Source organism: Paenibacillus montaniterrae (genome assembly GCF_018403185.1).
GTDB lineage: Bacteria > Bacillota > Bacilli > Paenibacillales > Paenibacillaceae > Pristimantibacillus > Pristimantibacillus montaniterrae.
This window is the reverse complement of sequence record NZ_BOSE01000007.1, coordinates 230,491-254,369: the sequence shown is the minus strand read 5'-3', so window position 1 is coordinate 254,369 and position 23,879 is coordinate 230,491. Positions and strand designations below refer to the sequence as shown.

30 protein-coding genes are annotated in these 23,879 nt (G+C 46.0%); 28 read left to right on the top strand and 2 right to left on the bottom strand.

Annotated elements, in window-relative coordinates; all coding sequences use genetic code 11:
- The first annotated feature begins 69 nt into the window (after nt 1–69).
- The 23 genes from KJS52_RS18365 to KJS52_RS18250 all read left to right on the top strand — a co-directional run bounded on the left by KJS52_RS18365 (nt 70) and on the right by KJS52_RS18250 (nt 14,243).
- Nucleotides 70–1,221 (top strand): DUF3626 domain-containing protein, encoded by a 1,152-nt coding sequence (locus KJS52_RS18365; protein WP_246563718.1) that lies wholly within the window; start codon nt 70–72, stop codon nt 1,219–1,221.
- A 26-nt stretch (nt 1,222–1,247) separates the two neighbouring features.
- Complete coding sequence (locus KJS52_RS18360; RefSeq protein WP_213518038.1) at nt 1,248–1,817, top strand: hypothetical protein; 570 nt, start codon at nt 1,248–1,250, stop codon at nt 1,815–1,817.
- A 28-nt stretch (nt 1,818–1,845) separates the two neighbouring features.
- On the top strand, nt 1,846–2,772 hold the full coding sequence (locus KJS52_RS18355; protein WP_213518036.1) for an AraC family transcriptional regulator: 927 nt from the start codon (nt 1,846–1,848) through the stop codon (nt 2,770–2,772).
- Nucleotides 2,773–2,853: 81 nt separating this feature from the next.
- A complete protein-coding gene (locus KJS52_RS18350) occupies nt 2,854–3,561 on the top strand; it encodes an HAD family hydrolase (protein ID WP_246563717.1) in 708 nt (235 codons plus the stop codon).
- Nucleotides 3,558–3,707 (top strand): hypothetical protein, encoded by a 150-nt coding sequence (locus KJS52_RS18345; protein ID WP_213518034.1) that lies wholly within the window; start codon nt 3,558–3,560, stop codon nt 3,705–3,707. The genes KJS52_RS18350 and KJS52_RS18345 overlap by 4 nt, the downstream gene beginning before the upstream one ends.
- Nucleotides 3,700–4,395: an HAD family hydrolase gene (locus KJS52_RS18340; protein ID WP_213518032.1), complete on the top strand. Its 696-nt coding sequence runs from the start codon at nt 3,700–3,702 to the stop codon at nt 4,393–4,395. The genes KJS52_RS18345 and KJS52_RS18340 overlap by 8 nt, the downstream gene beginning before the upstream one ends.
- Entirely contained in the window at nt 4,385–4,999 is a 615-nt protein-coding gene (locus KJS52_RS18335; protein WP_246563714.1) for a DUF4269 domain-containing protein, read from the top strand. The genes KJS52_RS18340 and KJS52_RS18335 overlap by 11 nt, the downstream gene beginning before the upstream one ends.
- A gap of 136 nt (nt 5,000–5,135) precedes the next feature.
- A complete protein-coding gene (locus KJS52_RS18330) occupies nt 5,136–5,324 on the top strand; it encodes a hypothetical protein (RefSeq protein WP_213518030.1) in 189 nt (62 codons plus the stop codon).
- Between the two features lie 19 nt (nt 5,325–5,343).
- Nucleotides 5,344–5,709: a glyoxalase superfamily protein gene (locus KJS52_RS18325; RefSeq protein WP_213518028.1), complete on the top strand. Its 366-nt coding sequence runs from the start codon at nt 5,344–5,346 to the stop codon at nt 5,707–5,709.
- A 267-nt stretch (nt 5,710–5,976) separates the two neighbouring features.
- Nucleotides 5,977–6,255, top strand: coding sequence for a hypothetical protein (locus tag KJS52_RS18320; RefSeq protein ID WP_213518027.1), 279 nt, complete (start codon nt 5,977–5,979; stop codon nt 6,253–6,255).
- Nucleotides 6,256–6,339: 84 nt separating this feature from the next.
- On the top strand, nt 6,340–6,786 hold the full coding sequence (locus tag KJS52_RS18315) for a VanZ family protein (RefSeq protein ID WP_213518025.1): 447 nt from the start codon (nt 6,340–6,342) through the stop codon (nt 6,784–6,786).
- On the top strand, nt 6,773–7,858 hold the full coding sequence (gene aac(6') / locus KJS52_RS27850) for an aminoglycoside 6'-N-acetyltransferase (RefSeq protein WP_306433589.1): 1,086 nt from the start codon (nt 6,773–6,775) through the stop codon (nt 7,856–7,858). The genes KJS52_RS18315 and aac(6') overlap by 14 nt, the downstream gene beginning before the upstream one ends.
- Nucleotides 7,859–7,937: 79 nt before the next feature.
- Nucleotides 7,938–8,333 (top strand): hypothetical protein, encoded by a 396-nt coding sequence (locus tag KJS52_RS18300; RefSeq protein WP_213518023.1) that lies wholly within the window; start codon nt 7,938–7,940, stop codon nt 8,331–8,333.
- Nucleotides 8,334–8,346: 13 nt separating this feature from the next.
- The gene (locus tag KJS52_RS18295; RefSeq protein ID WP_213518021.1) at nt 8,347–8,553 is read left to right on the top strand and encodes a hypothetical protein; all 207 of its coding nucleotides are present in this window, start codon (nt 8,347–8,349) and stop codon (nt 8,551–8,553) included.
- Between the two features lie 31 nt (nt 8,554–8,584).
- Complete coding sequence (locus KJS52_RS18290) at nt 8,585–8,878, top strand: hypothetical protein (protein WP_213518019.1); 294 nt, start codon at nt 8,585–8,587, stop codon at nt 8,876–8,878.
- 316 nt (nt 8,879–9,194) lie between these two features.
- On the top strand, nt 9,195–9,713 hold the full coding sequence (locus KJS52_RS18285; RefSeq protein ID WP_213518017.1) for a hypothetical protein: 519 nt from the start codon (nt 9,195–9,197) through the stop codon (nt 9,711–9,713).
- Between the two features lie 32 nt (nt 9,714–9,745).
- Entirely contained in the window at nt 9,746–10,060 is a 315-nt protein-coding gene (locus KJS52_RS27930) for a TIGR04104 family putative zinc finger protein (RefSeq protein ID WP_373871373.1), read from the top strand.
- Between the two features lie 64 nt (nt 10,061–10,124).
- Nucleotides 10,125–11,063 (top strand): aminoglycoside phosphotransferase family protein, encoded by a 939-nt coding sequence (locus tag KJS52_RS18275; protein ID WP_213518008.1) that lies wholly within the window; start codon nt 10,125–10,127, stop codon nt 11,061–11,063.
- 108 nt (nt 11,064–11,171) lie between these two features.
- Nucleotides 11,172–12,089 carry a hypothetical protein gene (locus tag KJS52_RS18270; RefSeq protein WP_213518006.1) on the top strand — a complete coding sequence of 306 codons (918 nt, stop codon included), beginning with the start codon at nt 11,172–11,174 and terminating at the stop codon, nt 12,087–12,089.
- 32 nt (nt 12,090–12,121) lie between these two features.
- On the top strand, nt 12,122–12,475 hold the full coding sequence (locus KJS52_RS18265) for a VOC family protein (RefSeq protein WP_213518005.1): 354 nt from the start codon (nt 12,122–12,124) through the stop codon (nt 12,473–12,475).
- Nucleotides 12,476–12,751: 276 nt separating this feature from the next.
- The gene (locus tag KJS52_RS18260) at nt 12,752–12,994 is read left to right on the top strand and encodes a hypothetical protein (RefSeq protein ID WP_213518003.1); all 243 of its coding nucleotides are present in this window, start codon (nt 12,752–12,754) and stop codon (nt 12,992–12,994) included.
- Between the two features lie 509 nt (nt 12,995–13,503).
- Nucleotides 13,504–14,043: an AAA family ATPase gene (locus tag KJS52_RS18255; RefSeq protein WP_213518001.1), complete on the top strand. Its 540-nt coding sequence runs from the start codon at nt 13,504–13,506 to the stop codon at nt 14,041–14,043.
- Between the two features lie 44 nt (nt 14,044–14,087).
- The gene (locus KJS52_RS18250) at nt 14,088–14,243 is read left to right on the top strand and encodes a hypothetical protein (RefSeq protein ID WP_213518307.1); all 156 of its coding nucleotides are present in this window, start codon (nt 14,088–14,090) and stop codon (nt 14,241–14,243) included.
- A gap of 101 nt (nt 14,244–14,344) precedes the next feature.
- On the opposite strand, the gene KJS52_RS18245 is transcribed toward KJS52_RS18250, so the two are convergent.
- Both KJS52_RS18245 and KJS52_RS18240 read right to left on the bottom strand, forming a co-directional pair.
- The gene (locus tag KJS52_RS18245; protein WP_213517999.1) at nt 14,345–15,700 is read right to left on the bottom strand and encodes a dicarboxylate/amino acid:cation symporter; all 1,356 of its coding nucleotides are present in this window, start codon (nt 15,698–15,700) and stop codon (nt 14,345–14,347) included.
- A 42-nt stretch (nt 15,701–15,742) separates the two neighbouring features.
- Entirely contained in the window at nt 15,743–19,309 is a 3,567-nt protein-coding gene (locus KJS52_RS18240; RefSeq protein WP_213517997.1) for an S-layer homology domain-containing protein, read from the bottom strand.
- A gap of 589 nt (nt 19,310–19,898) precedes the next feature.
- Here KJS52_RS18240 and KJS52_RS18235 point away from each other — a divergent pair.
- The 5 genes from KJS52_RS18235 (at nt 19,899) to fabI (ending at nt 23,847) form a co-directional block, all read left to right on the top strand.
- Nucleotides 19,899–20,864, top strand: coding sequence for a hypothetical protein (locus KJS52_RS18235; RefSeq protein ID WP_213517989.1), 966 nt, complete (start codon nt 19,899–19,901; stop codon nt 20,862–20,864).
- An 84-nt stretch (nt 20,865–20,948) separates the two neighbouring features.
- Complete coding sequence (locus tag KJS52_RS18230) at nt 20,949–21,851, top strand: hypothetical protein (protein ID WP_213517987.1); 903 nt, start codon at nt 20,949–20,951, stop codon at nt 21,849–21,851.
- A 37-nt stretch (nt 21,852–21,888) separates the two neighbouring features.
- Nucleotides 21,889–22,455: a TlpA family protein disulfide reductase gene (locus KJS52_RS18225; RefSeq protein WP_213517985.1), complete on the top strand. Its 567-nt coding sequence runs from the start codon at nt 21,889–21,891 to the stop codon at nt 22,453–22,455.
- Nucleotides 22,456–22,664: 209 nt separating this feature from the next.
- Nucleotides 22,665–22,991, top strand: a complete 327-nt coding sequence (locus KJS52_RS18220) for a hypothetical protein (protein ID WP_213517983.1) — start codon at nt 22,665–22,667, stop codon at nt 22,989–22,991.
- Between the two features lie 85 nt (nt 22,992–23,076).
- A complete protein-coding gene (gene fabI / locus KJS52_RS18215) occupies nt 23,077–23,847 on the top strand; it encodes an enoyl-ACP reductase FabI (RefSeq protein ID WP_213517981.1) in 771 nt (256 codons plus the stop codon).
- The last annotated feature ends 32 nt before the right edge of the window (nt 23,848–23,879 follow it).

The window sequence follows — 23,879 nt, the reverse complement described above, 5'->3', positions numbered from 1 at the left end:
CAGCCTATGGAGCTAAAGGCTATTATGTTATAGAAAATGAAAAGAGATTCAACTAAATTGTGGGAAATGATGTTAAAATGGGATGAGAAATCGCGGAAGGTGATGATGATGAGCAATAAGCTAACGAAGGCACAGAGCCTTGCAATCGAATATATTACGAACTCTGCCAAAGCTCGAAAAGCAGAAGCTCAGCAAATAATCGAGGAAGTATTGTATATGTCCGATACAGCGCGAGCGCGATTTAATGAAGCGAGCCGGCAAATTTATGCTCACGCCAAAGTAGCTCTGCATTTTCATCCCGACCGACCTATAACAGCAACGAAAACGGTAGCAGATGATTTGCTTGCAGAGGGAATTTATAAAAATCAATTTCAAACGCGCATATCCAACGGCGGCTTGACCGCTTATCCGGGTGGCGCGAGGGATGAATGGGAGAAAGCTATATTTGGCGGCGCCTATCATCAAGCATCAACCGCTGCAAGCGAGCGGCCCAAGTACGGGGCACTTGAGCTTCTGGGCAGCTATGACGGACCAGCTCCCCGCTTTGGCTCTTGTTATGTTGTACTGCATTCAGCTGTATCCAAACGCTGTACCTTTACCTATCTGGACTCCTCGCAAAATCCTAAGGAAAAAGGAACGTTTGCTGAGTTTGACGATGTATTGGCGGCTTTGTGGAAGGATGTATTTTTCCACAATGAAGCACTTGGCAGAAAAGAGTTGACGCCGGAGCTGCTGCTTGAGCAGCTCACTAATCATTTGCCGCTCTCAAGAGCCGCTTGGCTGAATGGTAAACCGAGCCGAAACCTTGATTACTATATTGAAGCCCAGGTTCATGGCGATATTGTACTGCAAGACGACGCAGAGGCTTTAGTTGCCGATCCGTCGTTCCAAGGCACTGCAACAGGGCAAGTGCTGGAGCAGCTATGCTCCAAATATGGGCTCGATCTGTATTGGCACCGAGGCTTGGAATTGCATGTGGACGAGGTTCCTTCCAATTTCCGCGGACCGGCAATGCCAGAGCTAGCCAAAAGAGTTGCACAGAGTGGTAAAATTAATGCGCACTGCATTGGCCTGGCTGCTGCAAGCCTGATGCAATCTCCTGAGCTGTGGAAGGAATATGGAAGCTATGAACAGGTAGTACAGCAATTAAAGTATATGTGGCATATTCTGGTTCGCTTTGGTGAGCCAAAGGATACTATATTTGAAGTCGAAATCGAATAGAAGTAGAGCATGAAAGGAGAGCTCGAGTGAAGCAAAAGCTGATTTTATTTTTAGTTATGTCGATTTTATACGGTGCCGGCATGGCGCTGATGTTAGTGGATATTACAGAGTCATGGTTGAAGTATGCCATAATGTCAGGTCTATTTTTCGGATTAATGACTACAGCTATTCTTTCCTTCATTCAGTGGGCCAATCTCAAGCGAACAGGTCAGTCAACTAGCAGTGTTGTCAAGGTTCACAATACATTGCAGCTGGAAATTGCCGCATCCAAGCAGGAGGCCTTCGGGCTATGCACGCATGCGCTGCAGCAAATCAACAAATGCAGCATAGAGCAAAGCAACTTCAGTCTGGGAATACTGACCGCTTCAGCAGGAATGAACTGGCTCACTTGGGGAGACGAGATCGAGCTTCATATTTTAGAAACAGCTCATAATCGATGCACGATTAGTCTCTCAAGCCGTCCAAAGGTAAAAACTACGCTTATTGATTATGGGAAAAATAGAGAGAATATAAAGCGAATGGTAGACTTTATACTAGCAGCGCCATATCAGGTAATCATTACAGAGGATGAAGGTCATATTTTCAAATCCGTATAGCCTGCAATCGCGCGAAAGGACGCATCAGATGAACGAATATATTGAACGAATTCATCAAGTAACTACCTATATTGAAGCGCATATTTCCGAAAAATTAACATTAGATAAGCTAGCAGCAGTATCCAATTTCTCCAAGTACCATTTCTCGCGAGTGTTTACAGCGGTCGTCGGAATAACGCCAGCTGCTTACATTGTCAATGAGCGTTTAAAGCTGGCAGTTCGTTATTTGCGCGAAACAGATAAGTCTATGCTGGAAATCTCGCTGCTTTGCGGCTATGAAAGTGTCTCGCATTTTAATGCCAGCTTTAAAAAGCAATTCGATATGACGCCAGGAAAGCTTAGAAAAATATTGCATGAAGGTAGAGTTGTACAAGATAGCAAGATTTCGCAATTTATTCGCAATATTACTAAAGAACAATGGAATCCTCCGCGCTATGATCAAAAAGAAGGCAACCACTTTTTGAGGAGGATTTGGAATATGAATATTTCGGTTACACAATTGCCGCCGTTAGAGGTGGCCTATGTCAGGCATGTCGGAAGTTATTTGGAAACGTACCATGCCTGGCAAAAGCTTGGGCAATGGGCGCATGAGCACCAGCTATACCCGCCTGAGCAGTATTTTATCGGCATTTCGCTAGACGACCCTAACACGACAGAAGAGCTCGCCTGCCGCTATGATGCTTGTGTTACACTGCCGGCGCAATTTATCAAGCAAGCGGACGCTGTCGTTCAATTCAAGCAGCTGCCAGGCGGACTTTATGGCAAATACGTCTTCTATGATACACTGGACAAATTCGCTATCGCTTATCAAAGCGTGTTCGGTCAATGGCTGCCAAACAGCGAGTATGAGCCAGACGATCGCGATTGCCTGGAATTTTGCATGAACGATCCATCGATTGATCCTGAAGGAAAAGCGAAGGTTGACTTGTACATTCCGATTAGAAAAAGAGCTTGATCAGCAAGTAATACACAGCTGCGGGGCATAGCCATATTGATGTGGATATGCCCCAGCATTTTATTGCAGGAGGGGAACGCATTGGACATACAAGCAGTTATCTTCGATCTCGATAATACGTTAGTTAATCGGCAGGCCGCCTTCAAGGCGTATTCAGAGCAGTTTATTGACCGCTTTACCGTGAAGACACACCCGTCCGAACGAACCGAACTGATTGAGTATATGCGAGTGGCTGATCGTGATGGTTACCGCAACAAGCGAGAGCTGTACCAGGAGCTGCTCGAGAAGTTCAATATGAAAAGCGGGGTAACGGTAGATCAGCTGTTAAATTATTGGTTTGAGCAATTTTTCAGATGCACGGTTCTGATGGATGGTGCAGAGCATACCTTGCAAAGGCTGAAGGCAAAAGGAATCAAGCTTGGCGTTATTACTAACGGTTCTATCCGAGCACAGCATAGAAAAATTGATCAGACAGGTTTGCGCTCTTATTTTGATGATATTATCGTATCTGATGAGGTCGGCTGCAAAAAGCCCGATCAAGCAATCTTCAAGCTGGCTTTAGAGCGTTTAGGCGTCGAGGCGCAAGCCTGCTTATTTGTAGGCGATCATCCTGTTAATGATATTCAGGGAGCGAGTAAAGCAGGTTTAACGCCAGTTTGGCTGCAAGGCTTTCGTCAATGGGAGCCTTCAGTGGAGGCAGCCCCGCATACAATCAGCCGCTTGGAGGAATGTCTGCAGCTGGTAGAGCAGCTTATGGAGCAGCACCGCTCTGGAGCAAAACCATCTTGAAAAGCGAGCGCTGCCAGCAGCTCATACAGCATGTTTTTCAGCAAACGGGTGGCTTCCAAATAGACGGCTGGCGCTTGCGTTCACCTGTCCATGACGAACAGTCCTTGGCAAATATTAAGCGAAAGCTGGAGGAGCAACATGTATAAAGCTATTCTATTTGATTTAGACAATACGTTATTGAATTATTCATTAAGTGAGCTGCAATGCATGCAGAAAACAGTTGAAGCGCATCGCTTGGTCGAGCATCATGATTGGAGCTGGGAGCAGTTTTGGTCTACCTATTTGCAGCATAACGATCGACATTGGCTTAGCTTCGTTCACAAGCAAGGGCTGGATTCAATCGAGGAGGTGCTGATCAGCTCATTTCGCGATACATTGAACCGCGACGAGCGGCTGCACGGCAAGCTGGCGCAAACGTACTGGGAATATTTCTGCAGCACCTGTATATATGAAGACGGTGCCCCGGAGGTAATTCATGCAGCAAGCGCGAAATATAAATTAGGGATTGTTTCGAATGGAGTCGGCATAGCGCAGCGCGGACGTTTGGCTGCTGGCAGCATAGATCATCTGTTTGACTCGATTGTTGTGTCGGATGAAGCTGGCGTAAGAAAGCCAAGCAAGGATATTTTCACTATATCATTGCAGGAGCTGGGCTTGTCGCGTGATGAGGTGCTTTTTGTTGGCGATTCCCTTAAGGATGACTATGCTGGGGCCAAGAACATCGGAATCGACTTCTGCTACTACAATCGGAGCGGGCAAGCGATCGATGAGCAGCTTCAGCCGCGCTATATTGTCAATCGGATATCAGAGCTGCTGCCAATTATTGAAGCATAAAGGAGGCACAATGACTCCTATTGCAGCCTTTCATCAAGGCATTGATTATTTATTGCAGGGCAGCGCCACGCAGCAGCATGCCTATCACACCTTGCAGGAGCTGCGTATTTTCACGATTTTGCAAGAGTATTCGCCTGTTCTAGTTGGGACCGTTCCGATTGATATTAACATTGACGACAGCGATCTCGATATCATTTGCGAGGTTTACCATTTTACTGATTTTCAGGTTATAGTTGACCATTATTTTAGCAGGATGCGTGGCTACCGTTATACATATAAGCTTGTTGAAGGCGTACCAAGAGCGGTGTGCAGCTTCCATTATAACGATTGGCTTATTCAGCTGTTTGCGCAGCCAGTCGCAGCGGTCCAGCAATACGGGTACAAACATATGGTTGTTGAACACCGCATACTGCAACTGATTGATAGCAGCTTCAGGCAACAAATTAGAGCGCTAAAAGCTTCTGGTGTAAAAACAGAGCCGGCATTTGCCAAGCTGCTGCAGCTGGAGGGTGATCCATATGCAGCGCTGCTGGAATTGTTCGACTGGAGTGATGAGCAGCTTATGCAGCTGCTGGATAAGACGATAGGAAAAGGGGATGATTAGCATACAATTTATTGCGATATTGCTTGAAGTGTCGCTCATCGGGCTATGCATAGCCGGAAGCATGATTTGTCAGAAGCGAGCTTTTCGTGAGGGAGCAACTTTTTTTCGATTAATGCTTATATGGAAAGTCGTCCAAATGGCTATTCCATTGTTTGTGGATAATTGGCTGTACGACAACGTTTCACGAGATAGCGCAATCACAATTGGCCAATGGTTTGTGATCATCTCATGGCTGCAGAAGCTTATAATAATAGCTGCCTTTTACATATTGATCAAGGGAATTTACAAAAGGCTGTCACAGTCACCAGCAAGTGATAATAGTTAGAGATAAGGAGAATCGTTTAATGCTGAAGCAAGTTATTCCTATTCTACGCATATTTGATATTGCGAAAGCAAAAGAGTTCTATGTCGATTACTTAGGGTTTAATATTGACTGGGAGCATCGGTTTGAGCCTGAGCTTCCCTTGTACATGCAGCTTACACTAGGCACAGTCACCATCCATCTATCGGAGCATCATGGCGACTGCACGCCTGGAGCAGCAATCAGAATTGAGATGAGCGGATTACACCAACTGCATCAGCAGTTGACAGCAAAGTCATATCGCTATTTGCGGCCAGGTATAGAAAAGACGCCTTGGGAGCTGGAGGAGATGACGCTTACTGATCCTTTCGGAAACCGTCTTGTTTTTTATGAATCGAGCGCTTCTTAATGCAGACATTGCGTATTTCTGCCCGGCTACTGCGAGGCGTACCCGCGTGCGGCCAATCCAATCTGAGCCGCGATAACAAGCATGCTTGAATCTATATCTGCTATCATTCAGCAGAATAGGAGCAAGCATGCTTTTTTCTATATGAGAGCGACATAATACTTTAATTTCGAGATTTATTGCTCATTCTGTATAGCTTTTATGTTCATATACTGTATAATAATGGAAGTGGTAAAAACTGACTAAAAAAGAAAGAAAGGTTGAAGTATAATGAAACGCACTCTAGTTAAAGCGTTAATTTTTTCTGTTTGCTTAATGATTGTCTATTTTGGACTAAAGGTTGCAGCAGGTATAGTAGCAACCGATAGATATGCCCCCAATATACTTGAATCGTACAATTCTATTGATAAATTGCAGCAAACGGTTGAATTTGGAAGTACGTTAAATAATCCCGTTTATATGATTTCTGAAATTATTGCTGTATTGTTGGCTGGCATAGCCGTATATTTGCTTGTAGCTTTCCTCAAGGCCAAGCTTAAACAGCATTAACAGCTTGACTGGAAGAAAACCGCCTTCCATTGATGGCATTGCTCGAACGGAACTTGATAGAAAAAGAAGCCAGGTGAACTGCAGATGCATAAATATCAATCGGCAGCACTTCTATTATTGCTAGGCTATACGGCATTTCTCACTTATTTGATGCTATTCGGCTTTGGTCGATATCCATATACAGATTACAGCTACAATCTTGTTCCTTTTGCTACAATTAGACACTTTCTGAATATTGATCAATTTAATACGAATACATGGGTAATTAACCTGTTCGGCAATATTGGCGTATTTATTCCGTTTGGCATTTTGCTGCCTGCGGCCTGCTTGAAGCAGGGCTTGAAGGCCTACGGAATATTTTTAATCGCATTAATTGCCTTGGAGCTGGCCCAGCTTATAAGCAAAAGAGGAAGTCTCGATATTGATGATATTCTCCTTAATTCATTGGGATTTTTGATCGGCTATCTTATTTATTGCGCAGGGAGAGCATACATATTTGACAAGGGAGCGAAGCGTAATGATTCAAATTAAGCAGTTGAACGAATTGAGTGTTGATCAGGTTGCAAAAATGTCTGTAAAGCTGTGGCCCTATAATGATTTTCAAGAAATGAGGGAGGAATTCCAGCAGCTTATCTCCTCGGCGAAAGATATCGTTTATGCAGCGCTTGCTGACGATCGCTATATAGGCTTTATTCATATGTCTCTGCGCACCGATTATGTAGAAGGCTCGCAATCTTCACCAGTAGGCTACATTGAGGCGATTTACGTTGAAGAGTCCTTCAGAAAGCAGGGAGTGTCGAGAAGGCTCGTTGAAGCAGGAGAACGTTGGGCGGCCTCGCTCGGCTGCAGTGAAATAGGCTCGGATACAGAGCTCAGCAATGTGGCAAGCCAGCAGTTTCACCAGAAGCTGGGCTTTGCGGAAGCAAACAGAATTGTCTCCTTTATTAAGCCTATAGACAGCAAACAGATGTCAGAAGTAACGACAATATATGTGGTAAGGCATGGGCAGACAGAATGGAATGTCGAGCATAAATTGCAGGGGCATCAAGACTCTCCGCTCACTGCACTGGGCGTTAAGCAGGCCGAGTGGCTTGCAGAAGCGCTTGAGGATGTGCCAATCGATCATATTTATGCAAGCTCAAGCGACAGAGCGCTAAAAACGGCGCAAATCGTGAAGGGGGCACGAACGCTCCCCGTCATAGCAAGCGATGCCTTTAAGGAGATCAGCTTAGGTGTATGGGAAGGCAAAACGCAGGATGAGGCGAAGCAGCTGTTTCCTGAGCAATTTGCATACTTTTGGAATGATCCAGACAAATTTGCAGTGTCCGGCAGCGAAACCTTTCAAGCTGTATCACAACGAGCGATTGACGAGCTTCATCAGTTGATCGATAAGCATCGAGGCGAAACCATACTCATCGTCACCCATACCGTTGTTGTCAAGCTGATTATGGCTCATTTCGAGCAGCGACGGATGGAGGATTTATGGCAGCTTCCATATATTTATCCAGCCTGTCTGTGCAAAATCGAGCTGCGGGGCGATCAGCCGCAAATCGTGCTGCATGGAGACATTGCGCACTATAAAGAAGAAGCTTCTCCTAGCTAGGGCGTGTATGCCTGTTGGAGCAACGAGCTGACAAAGCAATGGCCAGGTGAGCTATAGCTGATAGAGAGGCGGGACTTTCATGTTCTTTTTGGGAATATTGATTGCATTCATTTGTTTCTTGTTTCTAGGCGGATATGCGATTCCTTTAATGATTTTGGTCGTATTTGCAATGGTTTTTGCTACCTACTTTAGAACAAAGAAAATACGCAACGACTTGCTGAGCATCAAGCTAAAGCTGGGGATCGACGATGAGGATACGCTAAACTACAAAATGATGATGGAAGAAAAAGAGTCGGAAAAACGGCAAAATCAGCTGCTGGACAACGAGCATTCCGATACTTCAGATGACGAAAGCGAGCAGCAGCAGCCGATCAAGAAAACTCCAATTGATGAAGAAATTGAAGCCGAGCTGGAGCAATATGCCAAGCAGCATCAAGCAGAGCTATCAAAGGATGAGCCTAAAAAAGTTGATTGAAGGAGGTAATACAATGGAGCAGAAGCCTAATAACGAACAGCTGCGACAGGACCTCGATGATATGAAGCAGCGTATCGAGCAGCTCGAACAGTCGGTAGCAGTATCATCAAGAAGCCGCCAAAAGAAGTTGTCACTTATTACGTTCCTGCTTACCTTTATTCTGACGTTGTGCGGTATTCTATTTCTTGTTGGAATTTGGAACTATCTCTCTGGCCATTAGTCGAGCTTTAAAACTAAAGGAGGATCGTGAAATGAATACAAAGCTAGTAAATTATGCTGCCTGGCTTAGTCTACTAACAATTTTGATCTTTCCAGGCAGACCGGGAGAGACCGGCATGGCAAGCTCTACGTATGGCTTTCCTTTTGCGTTTCTGACAGATTATCATCATGCTCCAAATGGCAAGCAAATTTGGTTCATTAAAGGGGTAAACCTTAACCTTCTTGGCTTTTTTCTGAACATCGTGTTTTTCTATGTTGTCTTGCTCGTCATTACGAGAATGGCTGCAGCTTATGCAGCTAAAAAGCAGCGCAAATCCAGTATCTAGCAGGTGTTATGGCCTAGGCTTGCAAAAACGGCTTCAGGTTTTCACACAACTTGACGGCATGATCCAAATATACAAAGCAGATTATATAAATTTCTTGAGAAAATAAGGCTGTTAATGGCATCAATGGTTTTAATTAGTATGTGAGCAATCTTTTTCATTCCCTTTATAGCCTAATGTTTGTTAAAATGAAATTATGAAGCTAGTTAAAAACATACCGTCACCTAGAAAACCCATCTGTCAAAGGCGAAAGCAAGCAGCAGATGGGTGTTTGCTTTCTGGGGGAAGGATGAAGAAGGAATGTAAAGGAAGTCATGCTATGATACAACGAAAACAAGCCATCATGTTTAGTTTGCTAGGATTGGTAATTGTCTCGGCCGTGGTCGTTCTCTATTGGCTGCCCGATAAAAATCGTTTGAGCCTGGATGATCTTAATCACAACCTCGATGTCGCGGATATAAAGTTTGGCATGCTTGAGGAGGAAGTAATTGAGCTTTGGGGTGCTGGGCAATATTTGCACGGCTTTGGCGGGCATGGTCGTGACTATAAGGAGCAGGGCGTGCAGATCAGCTTTCCAGGTGATGCTGACAATGATTTGTACGGCAGAGTAGGCGGACTTGAGCTGGTTTCAGCTGATCATTCGGTCTATGCGATTAGGGTTGGAGATGAGCAGGAGGCTGCCGCAAAGCAGCTGTTGTCCTACGGATTTGTAGAAAGTGATTTCTCAGAGGATATTTTTGTACAGGGTGAATTTATGATCGCCTTGCACGGCAGTCCTGTTATCGAATTTATCCAGGTCTGGTTTGACGACAAGGATCTTAAGGACAGAAATTATTAAGCACGGTAATTATATGAAGCGAGAAACGGGGGATGCTGATGCAAGCCTGTGAAAAATGCGGCATGCGTTTTAGCTATAAGCAAGTGCTAAAATCAATCTCTTGGTTGTATAAGCCGGTAACTTGCCAACAATGCGGCACAATGAGCCATGTTACAGCAGGATCAAGATTCATTACTGCACTTTCTGCCGTGTGGCCGATGGTGATGCTACAGTTTCTAACAATGGCGACTTGGATTAGACTGCTAATCTTTACAACTTTAGCAGTTCTAAGCTTATTAGCTGTGCCCTATGTAGCTCGGTACCGGAGGGAGCTTGCTCAAGCAGTAAAGGAATTGGAGCAACCGTAACAAGGAGCGAAGACATCATTTGCGAATGCGCTTACACTATGAAATCTAATCGGAGGTTGTTGCTGTGAATTTAGCAGGTAAGGAGCAGGAATATATTAAACGTCTTGCAAAATTTCAGCATGCATCGAATATTAAGCCTATTTTGAAAGGATACTCTGACGATCAGAAGTTTCTTGTGCAGCAAGCGGAGGGCAGCTATGTAGTAAAAATTTTCGATAGCGCGCAAGCTGGTGCCAAATATGCTGAGTTTCGTGCGCTGCAAGCGATGCAGCAATATGATGTAAGCTGCTCCAAAGCGATTGAGCTGGGCGAATGGCAAGATATCTCGAAGGGCTATATGATTTTAAGCTATATTGACGGCGAAGAAGCAACCGATGCCTTGCTGCATTATACGGAGGAGCAGCAGCTACAGATTGGGATAGAAGCGGGCAAAGAGCTGAAAAAGATTCATCGTCATCAAGCAGATCAAGCTATGCCCTCCTGGCATGAGCGCAAGCAAGCCAAGCATCAAGCCTATATGAGAAGCTATGAACAGCTCGGTATGCGGATACCGCATGATGAAAGCATGATCGCCTTTATCGACGAGCATATTCATCTTATGGAGGACAGGCCTAACCTTTTTCAGCATGATGACTATCACCCCGGCAATTTGGTCGTGAAGGACGGCAAGCTTGCAGGAGTAATTGATTTCAATCGATGCGACTGGGGAGATCCGTTTCACGAGTTTCTCAAGGTCGGTTTGTTTAGCGTTGAGGTCAGCGTTCCATTTGCAATTGGGCAAATTCGCGGCTATTTTAATGAGCAATCGCCGCCCGAGTATTTTTGGAGGCTGTACACCCTCTATATCGCGATGAGCTTGATTTCCTCTATTGTATGGATTCAAAAGGTAAAGCCTGAAGAAACCAACGAGATGCTGCAGCGGCTTGTACGAGTTATAGAGGATCATCATAACTTTGCCAGCATTGTACCGCGCTGGTATGTTCATGCTGCTGATGAACAGTAAGCCAGCATCCTGCTGCTGCAACAAAGATTAAACCAAAATATGTAAAACTATTATGATATATGCTAAAATAGTAGAAATGACTAGAAGATAATGCTAAGGAGCGGTTCAATGAAAAAGCTATCTCGCTCACAATTCGAGCAGGCACGCCAGTACTTATATACAGAGGCTCGAGCGCTGGAACGCGCTCTGTTCTGTTATGAATTTGAATCCGGTGGTGAGCAGCAGGTGTTAATGGAGCTAGCTGCTTACCAGAACAGCGATGGCGGCTTTGGCAACGCGCTCGAGCCCGATTTGAGATGCAAGGAATCATCTGCACTGGCGACAACTGTTGCCTTGCAGCATCTTTCACTGCTAACGACTTCTACTGAGAAAGAGGATATGCTGATTCGCAGCTTCGAATATTTCGCTAATAGCTACAAGCCAGACATAAATGGATGGGAAATTATCCCGCAAGAGGCTGATCAGAACCCGCGGGCGATTTGGTGGAATTACTCCCCGCAAACCGAAACCTGGGGGAATCCAAACGCTGAAATTGTTGCTTACTTGCTTCAATATCCACATCTGCTGCCAGAGCAGCTTAAGCAGAAAACGCAGACACTACTGCAGGATGCTATCGAATATTTGCGAACAAGCTGTGCATGCAACGAAATGCATGAGCTATTTTGCTATATTAGGCTATATTCTGTGCTTTCCGATGAGAAGCAGCAAATTATTTCCCGAGAAATGAATCGCTTTGTCGAAAGCTGTGTCGTAAAGGAGCCTGAGCAGCGCAACGGTTATTGTGCTGTGCCGCTTCAGGTCGTCACATCGCCAGACTCCAGCTTTTACAGCAAATATGAGGATGTAATTCCGCAGGATTTGGATCAACTTATCGATTCCATGAACGGGCAAGGCACCTGGGAGCCAAACTGGTCATGGGGAAGATATGAGGAGCAATGGGAAATAGCAAAAAAGGAATGGACAGGATCTATTACTTTGAATAATTTGCGAGTTTTAAAAGCTTTTGAGCGAATTGATTTCGAATAGGTTATTTCGAATGGTCTTAAGGAGGTATTGGTATGTCACAGCCAATTCAAAATAGAGTTCAAGGTGTATTTATTCCAGTAAGCGATATCGAGGCTGCACGCGATTGGTACTGCAAGCTGCTCAATTTGCCGAACGATGGAGAGATTCACTTCGGTCATATTTATGTGCTGCCTATGCAGAATGGAGCGGATATTGTGCTGGACAGTAAAATTTATGCGCCAGATCACGTATTTAAAGTTCCGTCCATGCAACTGAGAACGGATCATATCGAGCGGGCATATCAATATGCTAAAGAGAGCGGCATTGACATTTTAACTGACATTCAGAATAATCAATGGTTCAATATTAAGGATCCAGACGGCAATGTTCTGATGATTTGTCAATAAGATCCGCCTAACATTCTTGCATTTGAGTAGAAAAAGGATGCGATTGCAATTAATTCTATACTCTACTACCCTTATGTTCTTATTACCGGCTATTTGGCGGGTATGAATGTATATATGCTGACGCTCTGGCTCGTATATAATGAGCGTTTGACAGAGCTTAGCACAGTTTTGTGGTGGACAGCACCCATTTTTTTTCTATGCGGCTCAGTATGGTATTTTATTTGCGTCGTTTTTTTGCGAGCCTTCAACAAATACTGCTTTCTATCGCAAACGATTATGTTTATGCTGATTGGCCTGCTGCTCGTGTTTATTACACCACTCGTTGTCGGGGTTGGCAGCATTAATTTGCTCGCTTACTTTACATCTCCTGAGGCCATTCTATTTATGCTCTATTATACGAGCACAACAATTATTTGCTCCTACGGCATATGGCTGAGACAAAGCGGGCGGCGCTCAACAGTCTTTTATCTAATGTCGGCTGTAATTGTGCTGCTGTTTATTTTTTTGGCGAATTTTTAGCAACTATGCGAGTATAGTGCAAGATATGACAAAAAAAGCACCTTTCGTTAGTATTTCGACGGGTTTAAGCGTATTGGTGGTAAAATAGAACTATAGGAATGAGTTTGTTGACCTATGTGAAAGTAACAGGGATAGCGATCATTCCATATGTTTTTTACTTCCTCCAGAGCGTGTCTGAGAATCTGAGGATAGCTAATTATCCGAATTTTTGTTCAGACGCGCTCGAAATACCTTTCCATAACAGCAGGCAACCGCACTTCTTTACAATTCGAGCCTTATGGCTCGCGCCGTTCATAAAGGAGAGCATAAGCATCGCTTATTCATTTATAGCGTGCTTGTGGCTCTCCTTTATGCTATTTGCTAATAAACATAAAATTTCTCAAAATATGCGTTCATGCATAATAAATATGTTAATATTAGAATGATTGCTGTAATGTTTGGAAATTAAGAAGTTTAACTCTACATCATCGCGTTTCAAATTTATAATAAGTTTGTGATGGAGGTGTATCATGATCGTCATGATCAATGGAGCCTTTGGCTCTGGCAAAACATCAGTTGCTTACATGCTGCAGTCAGTACTGAGTAATAGCTTGATTTATGATCCGGAAGAACTAGGTTTTATGCTAAGGAAGCTCATTCCTGAATCCGTTAGGCTAGCTAATGAGCGAACAGATGATTTTCAAGATATGGAGCTATGGAGAATACTGACCGTACAGACCGCGCATGAGATTAAGAAGAAATATAAGATGCATCTGATCATCCCTATGACGATTTATAAGACGGAAAACTTCGAATATATTACAAATGGTTTACGAGAAATTGATGCCGAGCTGCATCATTTTTGTTTGCTCGCTACTGAAGAAACGATTCATAAGCGTCTGCAGAAGCGGGGCGATCCTCCAGGAGGCTGGTCCTATCAGCAAGCGCAAAAGTGTACGCAAGCGCTGCAGAACGGACGCTTTGAGCAGTTTATTGCAACGGATGAATATGCAGTAGATGAGGTCGTGACCCAAATTATGGACAAGCTGGCAATCTATCAGGACTGTTAAACATTTTGACGTTGATCCATCATACAGGAAAGCAGATGATGCTTATGCTGAATACAATTTTACTACTTATTGCTATTGTGCTGCTGTTACGTATTAACTTCAAGCTAGGGAAAGTAGAGCCAAGAGATTATGTTGCGGAGGCGTTGGAGCGAGACCGCCGCAACCGTGAACGGGAAACGACGACTCGCAAAGAGTCGTAGCAAATACATTTTGAGGTAAAAAAATGTAACGAAACTGGATCGCGCATGAGATGAGCAACATTCACATCTATGGCGATTACCAGTTTCGTTACAAAAGTGAATTATACTGGATTTAGCTCCAGTTCGTCTTCTTCTCCTCGATTAAAACTTTCTCGATCGAATTCCCCTTCAGAATCAGCAACCAACAGCGCAGTTACCGTGGTGCCTGTTGCATTTACTGCGGTGCGACCCATATCGATCAGCGCCTCGACAGCGACAACGAGTGCAATCCCTTCAAGCGGCAAGCCAACCGCGGTTAGCACGACCGTAGTAGAGATTGAGGCAGGCCCCGGAACACCGGCCACGCCAATGGAAGATATGATGCTGATTAGTACAATCAGTACATAATCCGTTATCGTTAGCGGAATGCTGTACACCTCGGCTACGAATACGGATACTACCGCCGGCCACACGCCGCCGCAGCCATTGAAGTTCATAGATGCGCCCAGTGGAGCGACGAAGCTGGCTATGGCGGGAGAGACGCGCAATCTTTTCGTAATAACCTCTAAATTTATCGGCAATGTCGCATAGCTGCTGCGTGTTGTGAACGCCACCGCTATTGTCGGATAAGCCTTCTTAAGAAATTTAAGCGGATTAACTTTCGCTACGAACGTAACCAAACCGCCGAATACGAATACGAAATGAAGGATGAGCGCGATATAGCTAACTAAAATAAGCAGCGCCAATGGCTCTAATGTTTCCCAGCCGTATTTGGAGGCCATTACTGCAATAAGCGCATAAACCCCGTAAGGTGTGAAGCGAAGCACGAATTTGACCACTTGGTGCAAAACCTCGGTAGCAGACTGGATGAAGGCTTTAACGGGCTGAACCGAGTCTGGATTTTTCGTGCCGACCTTGACGATGGCGACTGCCAAAAATAAGGCGAAGATCAGCACAGGCACTACTTTGCCCTGAGCTGCTTCATTAATTGGATTGGATGGGACTTGATCCAAAATAACCTGGAAGAAGCTAGGCACACTGCGGGCCTCGTAATTGCTCGGTGGCGATGCTTCAAAGTCTGCGCCCGGATTGAGAGCCAGTGCGACAAGAAGTCCGATAATTGCAGCAACACCGGTCGTACCAAGAAACCAGCCGATCGTTTTTACGCTTAGCTTGCGCAAATATCCGAGATTTGTAATGGAAATAATGCTGTTGATCACCAGCACGAACACGAGCGGGATGACGATCATGCGAATAAAGTTAATATAGATCGAGCCGATGAGGCTAACGCCTTCCGTCTCCAGCTGTAGCTGATTAAACAGCAGTCCTGCTCCCAGCCCAAGTCCAAGCGCCAGCAGCACGCGTGTGCCGAAGCCGATTCGTTTGCGTGCCAGCCAGTAAAGCAAGCCTAGCAAAACGGCTGATATTAGCAACGATAGCCAGTTTGTCTCTAGCGCAGACAATACGTTGTTTTCCATAGTTTTTGCACTCCTTCATAGGGTTGTGGCCAAGTGATTTGCTTAACGAGATAGCAGATTGTACAGCACCTGTGCTGCTTCTGCGCGACTTGTCGTCTCATGCGGCAGCAGCTTGCCATTCGCGCCAGCGAGAACTTCTGCCTCAACTAAATGCGCAATGGCATCCTTCGCATAGCCCGAAATAGTGCCGGCATCCGAAAAATCGGAAAGAGCAGCTGTTCCTGCATGCGTTTCTGGCAGTTCGTCAAGTACAGTTAGCGCACGGTAAAGAAGCGTAAACAGGTCCTGACGAGAAATAGAGCTTTCTGGAGCGAAGCGATTGTCTTCAAAGCCGTTGGCGATGCCCAGTCGCTTTGCTGCTGCAAGATAACCCGTATAATACGTATTGCCGGCATCCGCAAAATTATTTGCACTAGCTTCTTCAGGTGCAATGCCGTAGGCGTTGAGCAGCAGTACAAGGAACTGCCCGCGTGTGATGCTGGAATCAGGGCTGAAGCGATTGTCACCTGTGCCGTTAGCAAGGTCGCGCGCCGCTAGATAGGATATGGCCGAAGCATACCACGCATCCGGCTTGACATCCTCGAAGTCAATTTTGTTGTAGCCAATAATGTATTGTGAAAAATCCGCTGTGCTAAAGGTAACTGCTCCTTGATCAGGCTCATATTGGCCCTTGACGATGTGAAGCTCTCCTGCATCGGTTAAGTGATATACAATAATTGCATGTGAGTCTTCACCCTGCTGCAGCGTATACGGCAATGACACATGCACCTCCGAGCCGTTGAGCGAACTGATCGTTGTTTCTCCAGCATAAACTAGCACATCATATACCGGACGGTCGCCCAGCACATGCTTTCCTTCCTCGGTCAGCTCGGATTGAATCAGGATCAAGCTAATATCGCCCTTATCTTCGTTAGCACTGATAGATTTAAGCGCCACAGTGTTAAAGGTGACCGCGGCGAAGCTGGTACTAACGACCACATCCGCATTACTGCCAGATACCAGCTTATTGAAGGCGTCGCGCGGTATCGTCACTTGAATGCTGTCAGCGCGTTCAGCTTCCTCTACCTTGATTTCCAGCGTAGCCTTGCTTCCTGCAAGCTCTACTTTTTTAGCCTGCTCCAGCAAGCCTGCAACGGCTTTATCGTTGAGAAAGGCAATGGAAAGTCCACTTTCTGCGTCTGCCTTGGCGCTTATTTCGGCGCGTGCCCCATTATTCGTGAGCGTGATGCCGTCCGCAGGCTCGCTATTGCTATTGCCGTTCCCCGTATTGTTGCTGCCGGAGCCACCACCGCCGCCATTCCCGGTAGATGGATAGTATTGCGGCACTGTCACCTCAGTTGCTTCACTGGCAAGCGTAGCAGCAGTCGCCTTGTAGCGAACGAAGTAATTGCCAGGAGAAAGCTCGATAATTTCGTTGCCAGTAACCGAAATATACGAGGCTGCATTAGCCGGGCGATATTCCTGATCAGTGCTTACACCGATAATTTTGCCGTTGTTTTGCAAGCTGGACGTTGGCGCTATGCCCTGCAAACCAGCAGGAGCAGCTACATGTCCCTTTACGGTCAAGCTTACAGCAAGACTTGGATTAAGCATGCTATTCCCGGCTTTATAGGCTCCGTAACGAATTTCATACACACCTGCTTCAAGGCCGGACCATACGTCGTTTGCCAGAGCCGTCTCAGGAACAGGGGCAAACTCTCCTCCGTCCTTGCGATACTCCAAAGCATACTGCGGCTGCTGCTCATGAACGGCTTTCAAGCCAATAATTTTCCCATCATTGTTATCCAGTGAGCTTGCAGGCTCAACGCGAAGCTTGCTTTCGTCTGGCGGAGCTGCTTCCTGATAGCCGCTAATATATAGATTTACAGGCTCGCTGGCAGGATATGGTCTTGCAACAGCCGTGCCATCATTATTGTTGGAGGTGTCGAAGCCCGGCTTGGATGCGTATCGCATCTCATAAACGCCGCGCTCGAGATTGTCGATTGTGTTGCTATTGCTGGCAACGGCGATATATTCAGACGTGCCTTTTAAACGGTATTCCAGCGCTTTATTGGCTATGCCTGTAATTTGACCTTTGCCATCCGGTGTAGAGATAGAGCTGGCTTGCAGGCCCTCAGGCTTCCATTCCAGGCGTGACAATAGCGTGCGCAAGCTGTTTAATCTTAAGCTTTTCGCATTTTCATTATGGTGCGTATCTCGCCAATAGCCCATCAGCTCCACATGTCCCAGCACAGGCGCCCAATTGTTGTGCTCATCATAATTCCGTTTGTCGTAAACGAAAATATACGGCGCTTGCAGCCTGCTGGAGCTTACCTCAGCGTTAGTAATCGGGTTAATGCCGGTAATGCGATTGTTTCGATTCGTATCCTGAGATACAAGATTAGGCAAATAGGTATTGACCAAATCCGTGAAAATATGGGTGATCGCTACATTGCTCGTTCTTGTATGGAGCGCATTGCCGTTCAACGTTTCGCCCCAGGCATAACGAGGATTGCGAGGTATCGTATAGCTGGTTAAGCCGCCGACTCCGCCGTCCAGCTTGAAATCCCAGTTGTATACCTTCCCTACGCCATATTCGTTGGCTACCTGGTTCAAATATTTCACGATGCCCTGGCTGTCTCCGCACCAGGCGCAGCCAATAAAGACTACCGCAGCCTGATCCTGGCTCAAGGCATGCTTCAATTCATCGAGTGTAACAGAATCGATCACAGCTGGCGGATCTTCGGCAGTGAAAATGTCCGGTGCGATTGGATCCTCTGGGTTTCGCGGAGATGACTTAAACTCGTTGTATGATCCAGGAATATATTCCAGATTGCTTAGCACTTTGTGACGGGCGCGTTTTACATTGTCAGCGCCTGTATCAGAAATTTGATCGAACAATTTCTGCAATGCCGCTATGTAATCATTGACACCGCTGCCGCTCTGCAATCCTTCCAGTCCGCCGGCTGCATCAAGCCCTTCGAGAGAGGCAACGATCGGAGAGCCGATATTTCCTTTATTGTATATAAAGAGAAACGGGGCTTCGGCAATGTTGACTGTTTTCGTTCCTTCTCCTCCTGGCGGTGAAATTTGTTCGGTTTCATTTATCGCTGTGGAGGTATATTCTGCCGACAGTGTTCCTGATTTACCGGAAGTATGGTCGTTCAAATTGGTAAGATATCTGGCTCCGAGATCGACATATCGTCTAGTAAAGGACTCGCCGTATGGGCTGTTCGGATCGGCAATGTCAAATTCGAGCTCCGGGCCAGCCAGTTTGGTATCAAACACTCTAATTGAGGTTATGCCGTACGCCTGCGCAACTTCATTGATATAGCCGATTGCCGCTTGAGTTTCAGGCTGCCAGGAGCCGCCAAACAGAATAATGTAATTATCATCGGCAGCTGTTCCAGCATTGCGCAGCAAATAATCAAGCTCATAGTAGGTCAGTGTGTCAAATACATGCTCCTGTCCGGCCAGAGCGGGGAAGCGGGAGCCAAAATAATCGGCAGTGTCAGAGTTCGTCTGATTGCTTGCCGCGTCACTGACCCCACCTGGAATAATAACTGGAAATGCCAAGACGGTAGCCAGCAGCAAGGCGAGCCATGGTCGTAAAAGCTTGTTTCTCTTCATCATAAACACCTCTTCATTAGGATAGAGATAGTAGAATATGCACCTGTACCTGTCCTTGCACGATTGTCTACCCTCCCGGCTTTAGAATGACGTGAACAAAACAGACCAATTAGACAAAAAAAGATCCCATTACGGACAAAGCATTAAGCTTGCGCCGCAATCGGATCTCTGGACATCCAGTGGATCTATTTCATTTGCTTATTCAGGTTGAAATCTACTTCTCTTGCCCTCATCATAAAGCGCCGATTTTTTTCTGTCAACGACTTTTATAAATTTTCTTATTGGAATAGTCGGAATTAAAATAATTAAATAGTATCTAAATCCGATAAAGCCTATCGGAAAATAATAAAAAGCAATTGACTTTTGGAAATGAGCTGCTTTACAATCATGAAAAGGATTGAATCGAAAGCGTTCAAGCTCTGGCTAGAGCGAGTACGCTGTAGCGATTCTTTCTGTCGGACGATCAAGAATAACCAACCTAATCGACTGGATAACCAGAGATTCAATCGGAGCAGGCTCCCAGCAGCCGTTCCTGTTGGATCTTCTTTTTTTGTCTGCACAAATATGATCAATTAGGAGGCATACATTTATGAGCAAGCTTAAAGTTTCAAAGTTTTCATTTATTTTTATTGTTTCTGCGGCAGCGTTTATCGTATTAACCTATGCGGCGGTGTCTGCTAAGGAAGCAAAAATCGCTTCTTCCAATGAACAAGTGAACGCGTCGACTACGGCACAGTCAAATGACAGGCTGGAGGCAGAGGCTGACACACCAGAGGCTGGCGCTGTCGCACTGCAGGAAGAAGCGACAAAGACAGAGGTAGCAGTCGAGACAGCTTCTGATCGTTCGCCTGGAGAAATTGCGAGTCCGAACGATCAGAACGCAGCTGCAACTGAATCCGCGGCAAGCACTAACGATACGATCACACCAGCGGTAATCAGCCAAGCTTCGGCAACTGAGGAACAGAATGAAACAGAGGCTAAAAAAAGTACGAAAACAGCAGCGGGAAATACAGCTTTCTCTGCCTCCTCTGCTGATTCATCGCCAGCCTCCAAGAGCGCAGTACCAACAGCTGCACCAGACGTAAAACAGACTTCAGCTTCTGCGCCTGCTGCGGAAAAAGCAGTGAAGGAGGAAAAAGCGAAGAGCACTGTAACTGAAGAGAAGGCAGCAGTTAAAGAGCCAAAAGCTGACAATAAAGAGACAGGTTCCACTAAAGAAGCTTCCTCAGCGGCAGCTTCTGCCAACAACAAGTCAGAATCAACGGCAGTGCAAGCGCCAGTGAGCACGAAGGCATCTGATGCTGCTCTACCGGCAAGCGAGAGCACTAAATCAGTGGAAACTGCAAGCAGCAGCCAGTCGAAGACAATTAGCATAACAAAGCAGGAGACGGTGAAGCCAGGAACGACTCAATCCGAGACTACTGCTCCTTCTGCTTCTTCAAATCAATCTTCTGCTGGTAGTGGTGCCTCATCGCCAGCGACTTCGGCGCCATCAAGCCCGGCAACTGAGCCTGCTCCTTCTAATGGCGGCAGCTCGAGTGAAGAAAACTGCTAGTATAGGCTGCTGGAGCATATCGTTCTCTAAGCAAAATAGCATATCGCTCTCCCAACAATACGAGCAGCTAAAGGAGGCAACAGCATGTTGCGCAAGTTGAGAATATCGAAATTTACTACTACATTTATTGTTTTGGCGGTTGGATTTACGCTTCTGACCTACGCGGCTGTATCTGCCAAGCAGGGCCAGAAAGTATCTGAGGGTTTGGACTCTGCGAATGCTGAAACCGATTCATTCACGGAAGAGGCAGCTAGCGACAATAGGATTGCTGCTCCTTCTGCATACTCCGTAAGCGAGCGAAAGGAGCAAGAGCTTGTTGGGACGGTAGAGGTTGCCGAAACAAACACTAGCACTGCTGCTGCTCAAACGGCTTCTGCGCAATCCTCATCCTCTACCCTTGATCGTAATAGCGAGAAGGTGGCAGCCGAGACAGAGCCGGACTTGACTGCAACACCTTCTTCCCGATCGCAGGTTGAGAAAAAGAATGCGGCTGCTTCAGTTGATGATAAAGCTTTCTCAACCAAGCAGCAAGCTCAAGCAGTGACCCCTATTGACCAGTCGAACTTAAGCGAAGCCGTGAAGCAGGCAGCAGCTGCGCCGGATGCTGACCTACAGGCATCCTCGAGCTCCAAATCTACTGTTGTGGAAGCCAGCTCAACTCCCAAGTCGACAGCCAATAAGGAGCAGCAAAAAACGGGGGTGACGCTAGCACAGGAGCCGGCGAATAAGTCTCAGCCAGCAAGCTCAGCTACGTTGCAAGCGTCAGACAGACCGAAGGATGAACAAAGTAAAGCAGTGAATTATGTTAGTAGCAGTAAGTCGAAGCCAGTAGCCGTTGCTTCCCCGGAGCAGGCGCAACCACAATCACATCCAAATGAAACACCGGCATCCCCGTCAACCTCAACTCCAGGCTATACATCGCCAACAGCTCCGAGCCCTGCTCCGGAACCGACAGTGGAAGAGGAATTTTGCGAAGAGGAATGCTGACCTTATGTAACTCGTACGGATTGGGGAGAGCTTGTAAATGAACAAAAGCTATAGCCTAAAGCTAACAATCGGTGTTATGCTGCTGATCTTTTTGCTGGTTTATATCATAGACAGCAGAAATGCGGAGAGCATGCATAACCCTTCCCAGCCTGCTGTCGTTTACGGACTGGATGCAAATGGTGAAGAACGAGTGGCAGATTTTACGTTGCACGATTTGGCTGGCAAGCAGGTGTCGCTTTCCAATTATGAAGGACGCATTGTGTATCTGAACTTTTGGGCGACCTGGTGCAAATGGTGTAAAAAGGAGATGCCGGATATTCAAAAGATCCATGAGGAGTACGAGGATAAAGGGGTCACGGTTTTGGCGATAAGTGTAGGGGAGGAAAGCGTTAGAGTGAGCGAATATATTGCAGAGCATCAGTATTCGTTCAAGGTGCTGCTTGACCCCAATCATACATTAGCAGAAGCGTTCGCTATTAAGCCAATACCAGTCTCAATATTTTTGGACAGCAGCGGAGAAGTAGTTTACCGGAAGCTCGGCTATATGAAGGAAGAAGAGATGAAGGGAGTCATTGATGGGCTGCTGTCGTCAAGCGGCACCTGAATATCGCTGCAATAATTAGGGCGTAACTCAAGCGCGCTAAGTGTCTCATTTCACTTCCTTTCGCCCCCTGCTGCTGTGAAAATTTTAAATTAGCTGTGTCGCTGAACAAGCCAGCCCTTGCAATTTCGAGGGTCTGGCTTTTTTCATTTCATGAAGCTTATGCTTTAATGTTATGATAGAGTTGTTTGAAGCTAAGGAGTGAAAATGGAATGGAGAAAAAAATTGTTAAAACAGGAGTATACAGCTTTGTACTGGCATTGCTCGTCGGTCTACTGTTGTTCAAGGGATACGCTACGGAATATTTTGACGGTTCAAGCCACGTGACTACCTATGATGAGCTTTTGCCTTATCTTTTTAAGCTGCTGCGCTTCTCGGCAATTGCAGCCTTGTTAGGAATGCTAATAGCCGGGCTTGACCGTAATAACGAGCTGGTCACTACGAGCCAAAACAAGGTTAGCCCTGTAAAGCTGGGCTGTGTTGCGATATGTGTTGGCATTGCAGCTTACTGGATTGTAACGGGTTTATACACTGCATAATCAGGCTATTCTTGGAATGACAAGCTCTGACCTATTCTACTCAATAACGGCAAACATAAGATAACCAGCATAAAGGAGAACATATATGTTACTAGCTAATAAAAATATTGTGATCATGGGCGTTGCCAATGAACGGAGCATCGCTTGGGGAATAGCGAAAAGCTTGCATGAGCAAGGTGCTCGCCTTATTTTTACTTACCGCAAGGAGCGTTCATTGCAAAAGCTGCAGCAGCTTCTGCAGAAGGAGGACGTGGAAGCTAAAGCTATTGTATGCTGCGATGTGGATCAGGACGAAAGCATCACTGCCGCTTTTCGCCAGATCGAGGCTGAGGTAGGAGTCCTTCATGGACTTGTACACTCTATCGCATATGCAGAAAAGGAAGAGCTGCAGGGAGAATATGTAGATACGACGCGGACTGGCTACCTTATTGCACAAAATGCTAGCGCCTATTCCCTGGTTGCCGTAGCCAAAGAAGCCAAGCGCTTGATGCCAGAAGGCGGCAGCATAGTAACACAAAGCTATATTGGCGCTGAGCGTGTAATGAAAAATTACAATGTGATGGGCGTAGCCAAAGCTGCGCTGGAGGCGAGCGTTCGCTATTTGGCAGAGGATTTGGGCAAATATGAAATCCGCGTCAACGCTGTATCGGCAGGACCGATTCGCACGCTTGCCGCAAAAGGAGTATCAGGCTTTAACGACATTATGTCGGTCATAGAGGAGCGCGCTCCATTAAGAAGAAATGTCGATCAAGCCGAGGTAGGCGATGCCACGATGTTTCTGCTCAGCCATCTGTCGCGCGGAATCACAGGAGAAGTAATCCATGTCGATGCAGGCTACCATATTATCGGCATGTAGCACAAATCAATAACTAACAAGAAAAAACCGAC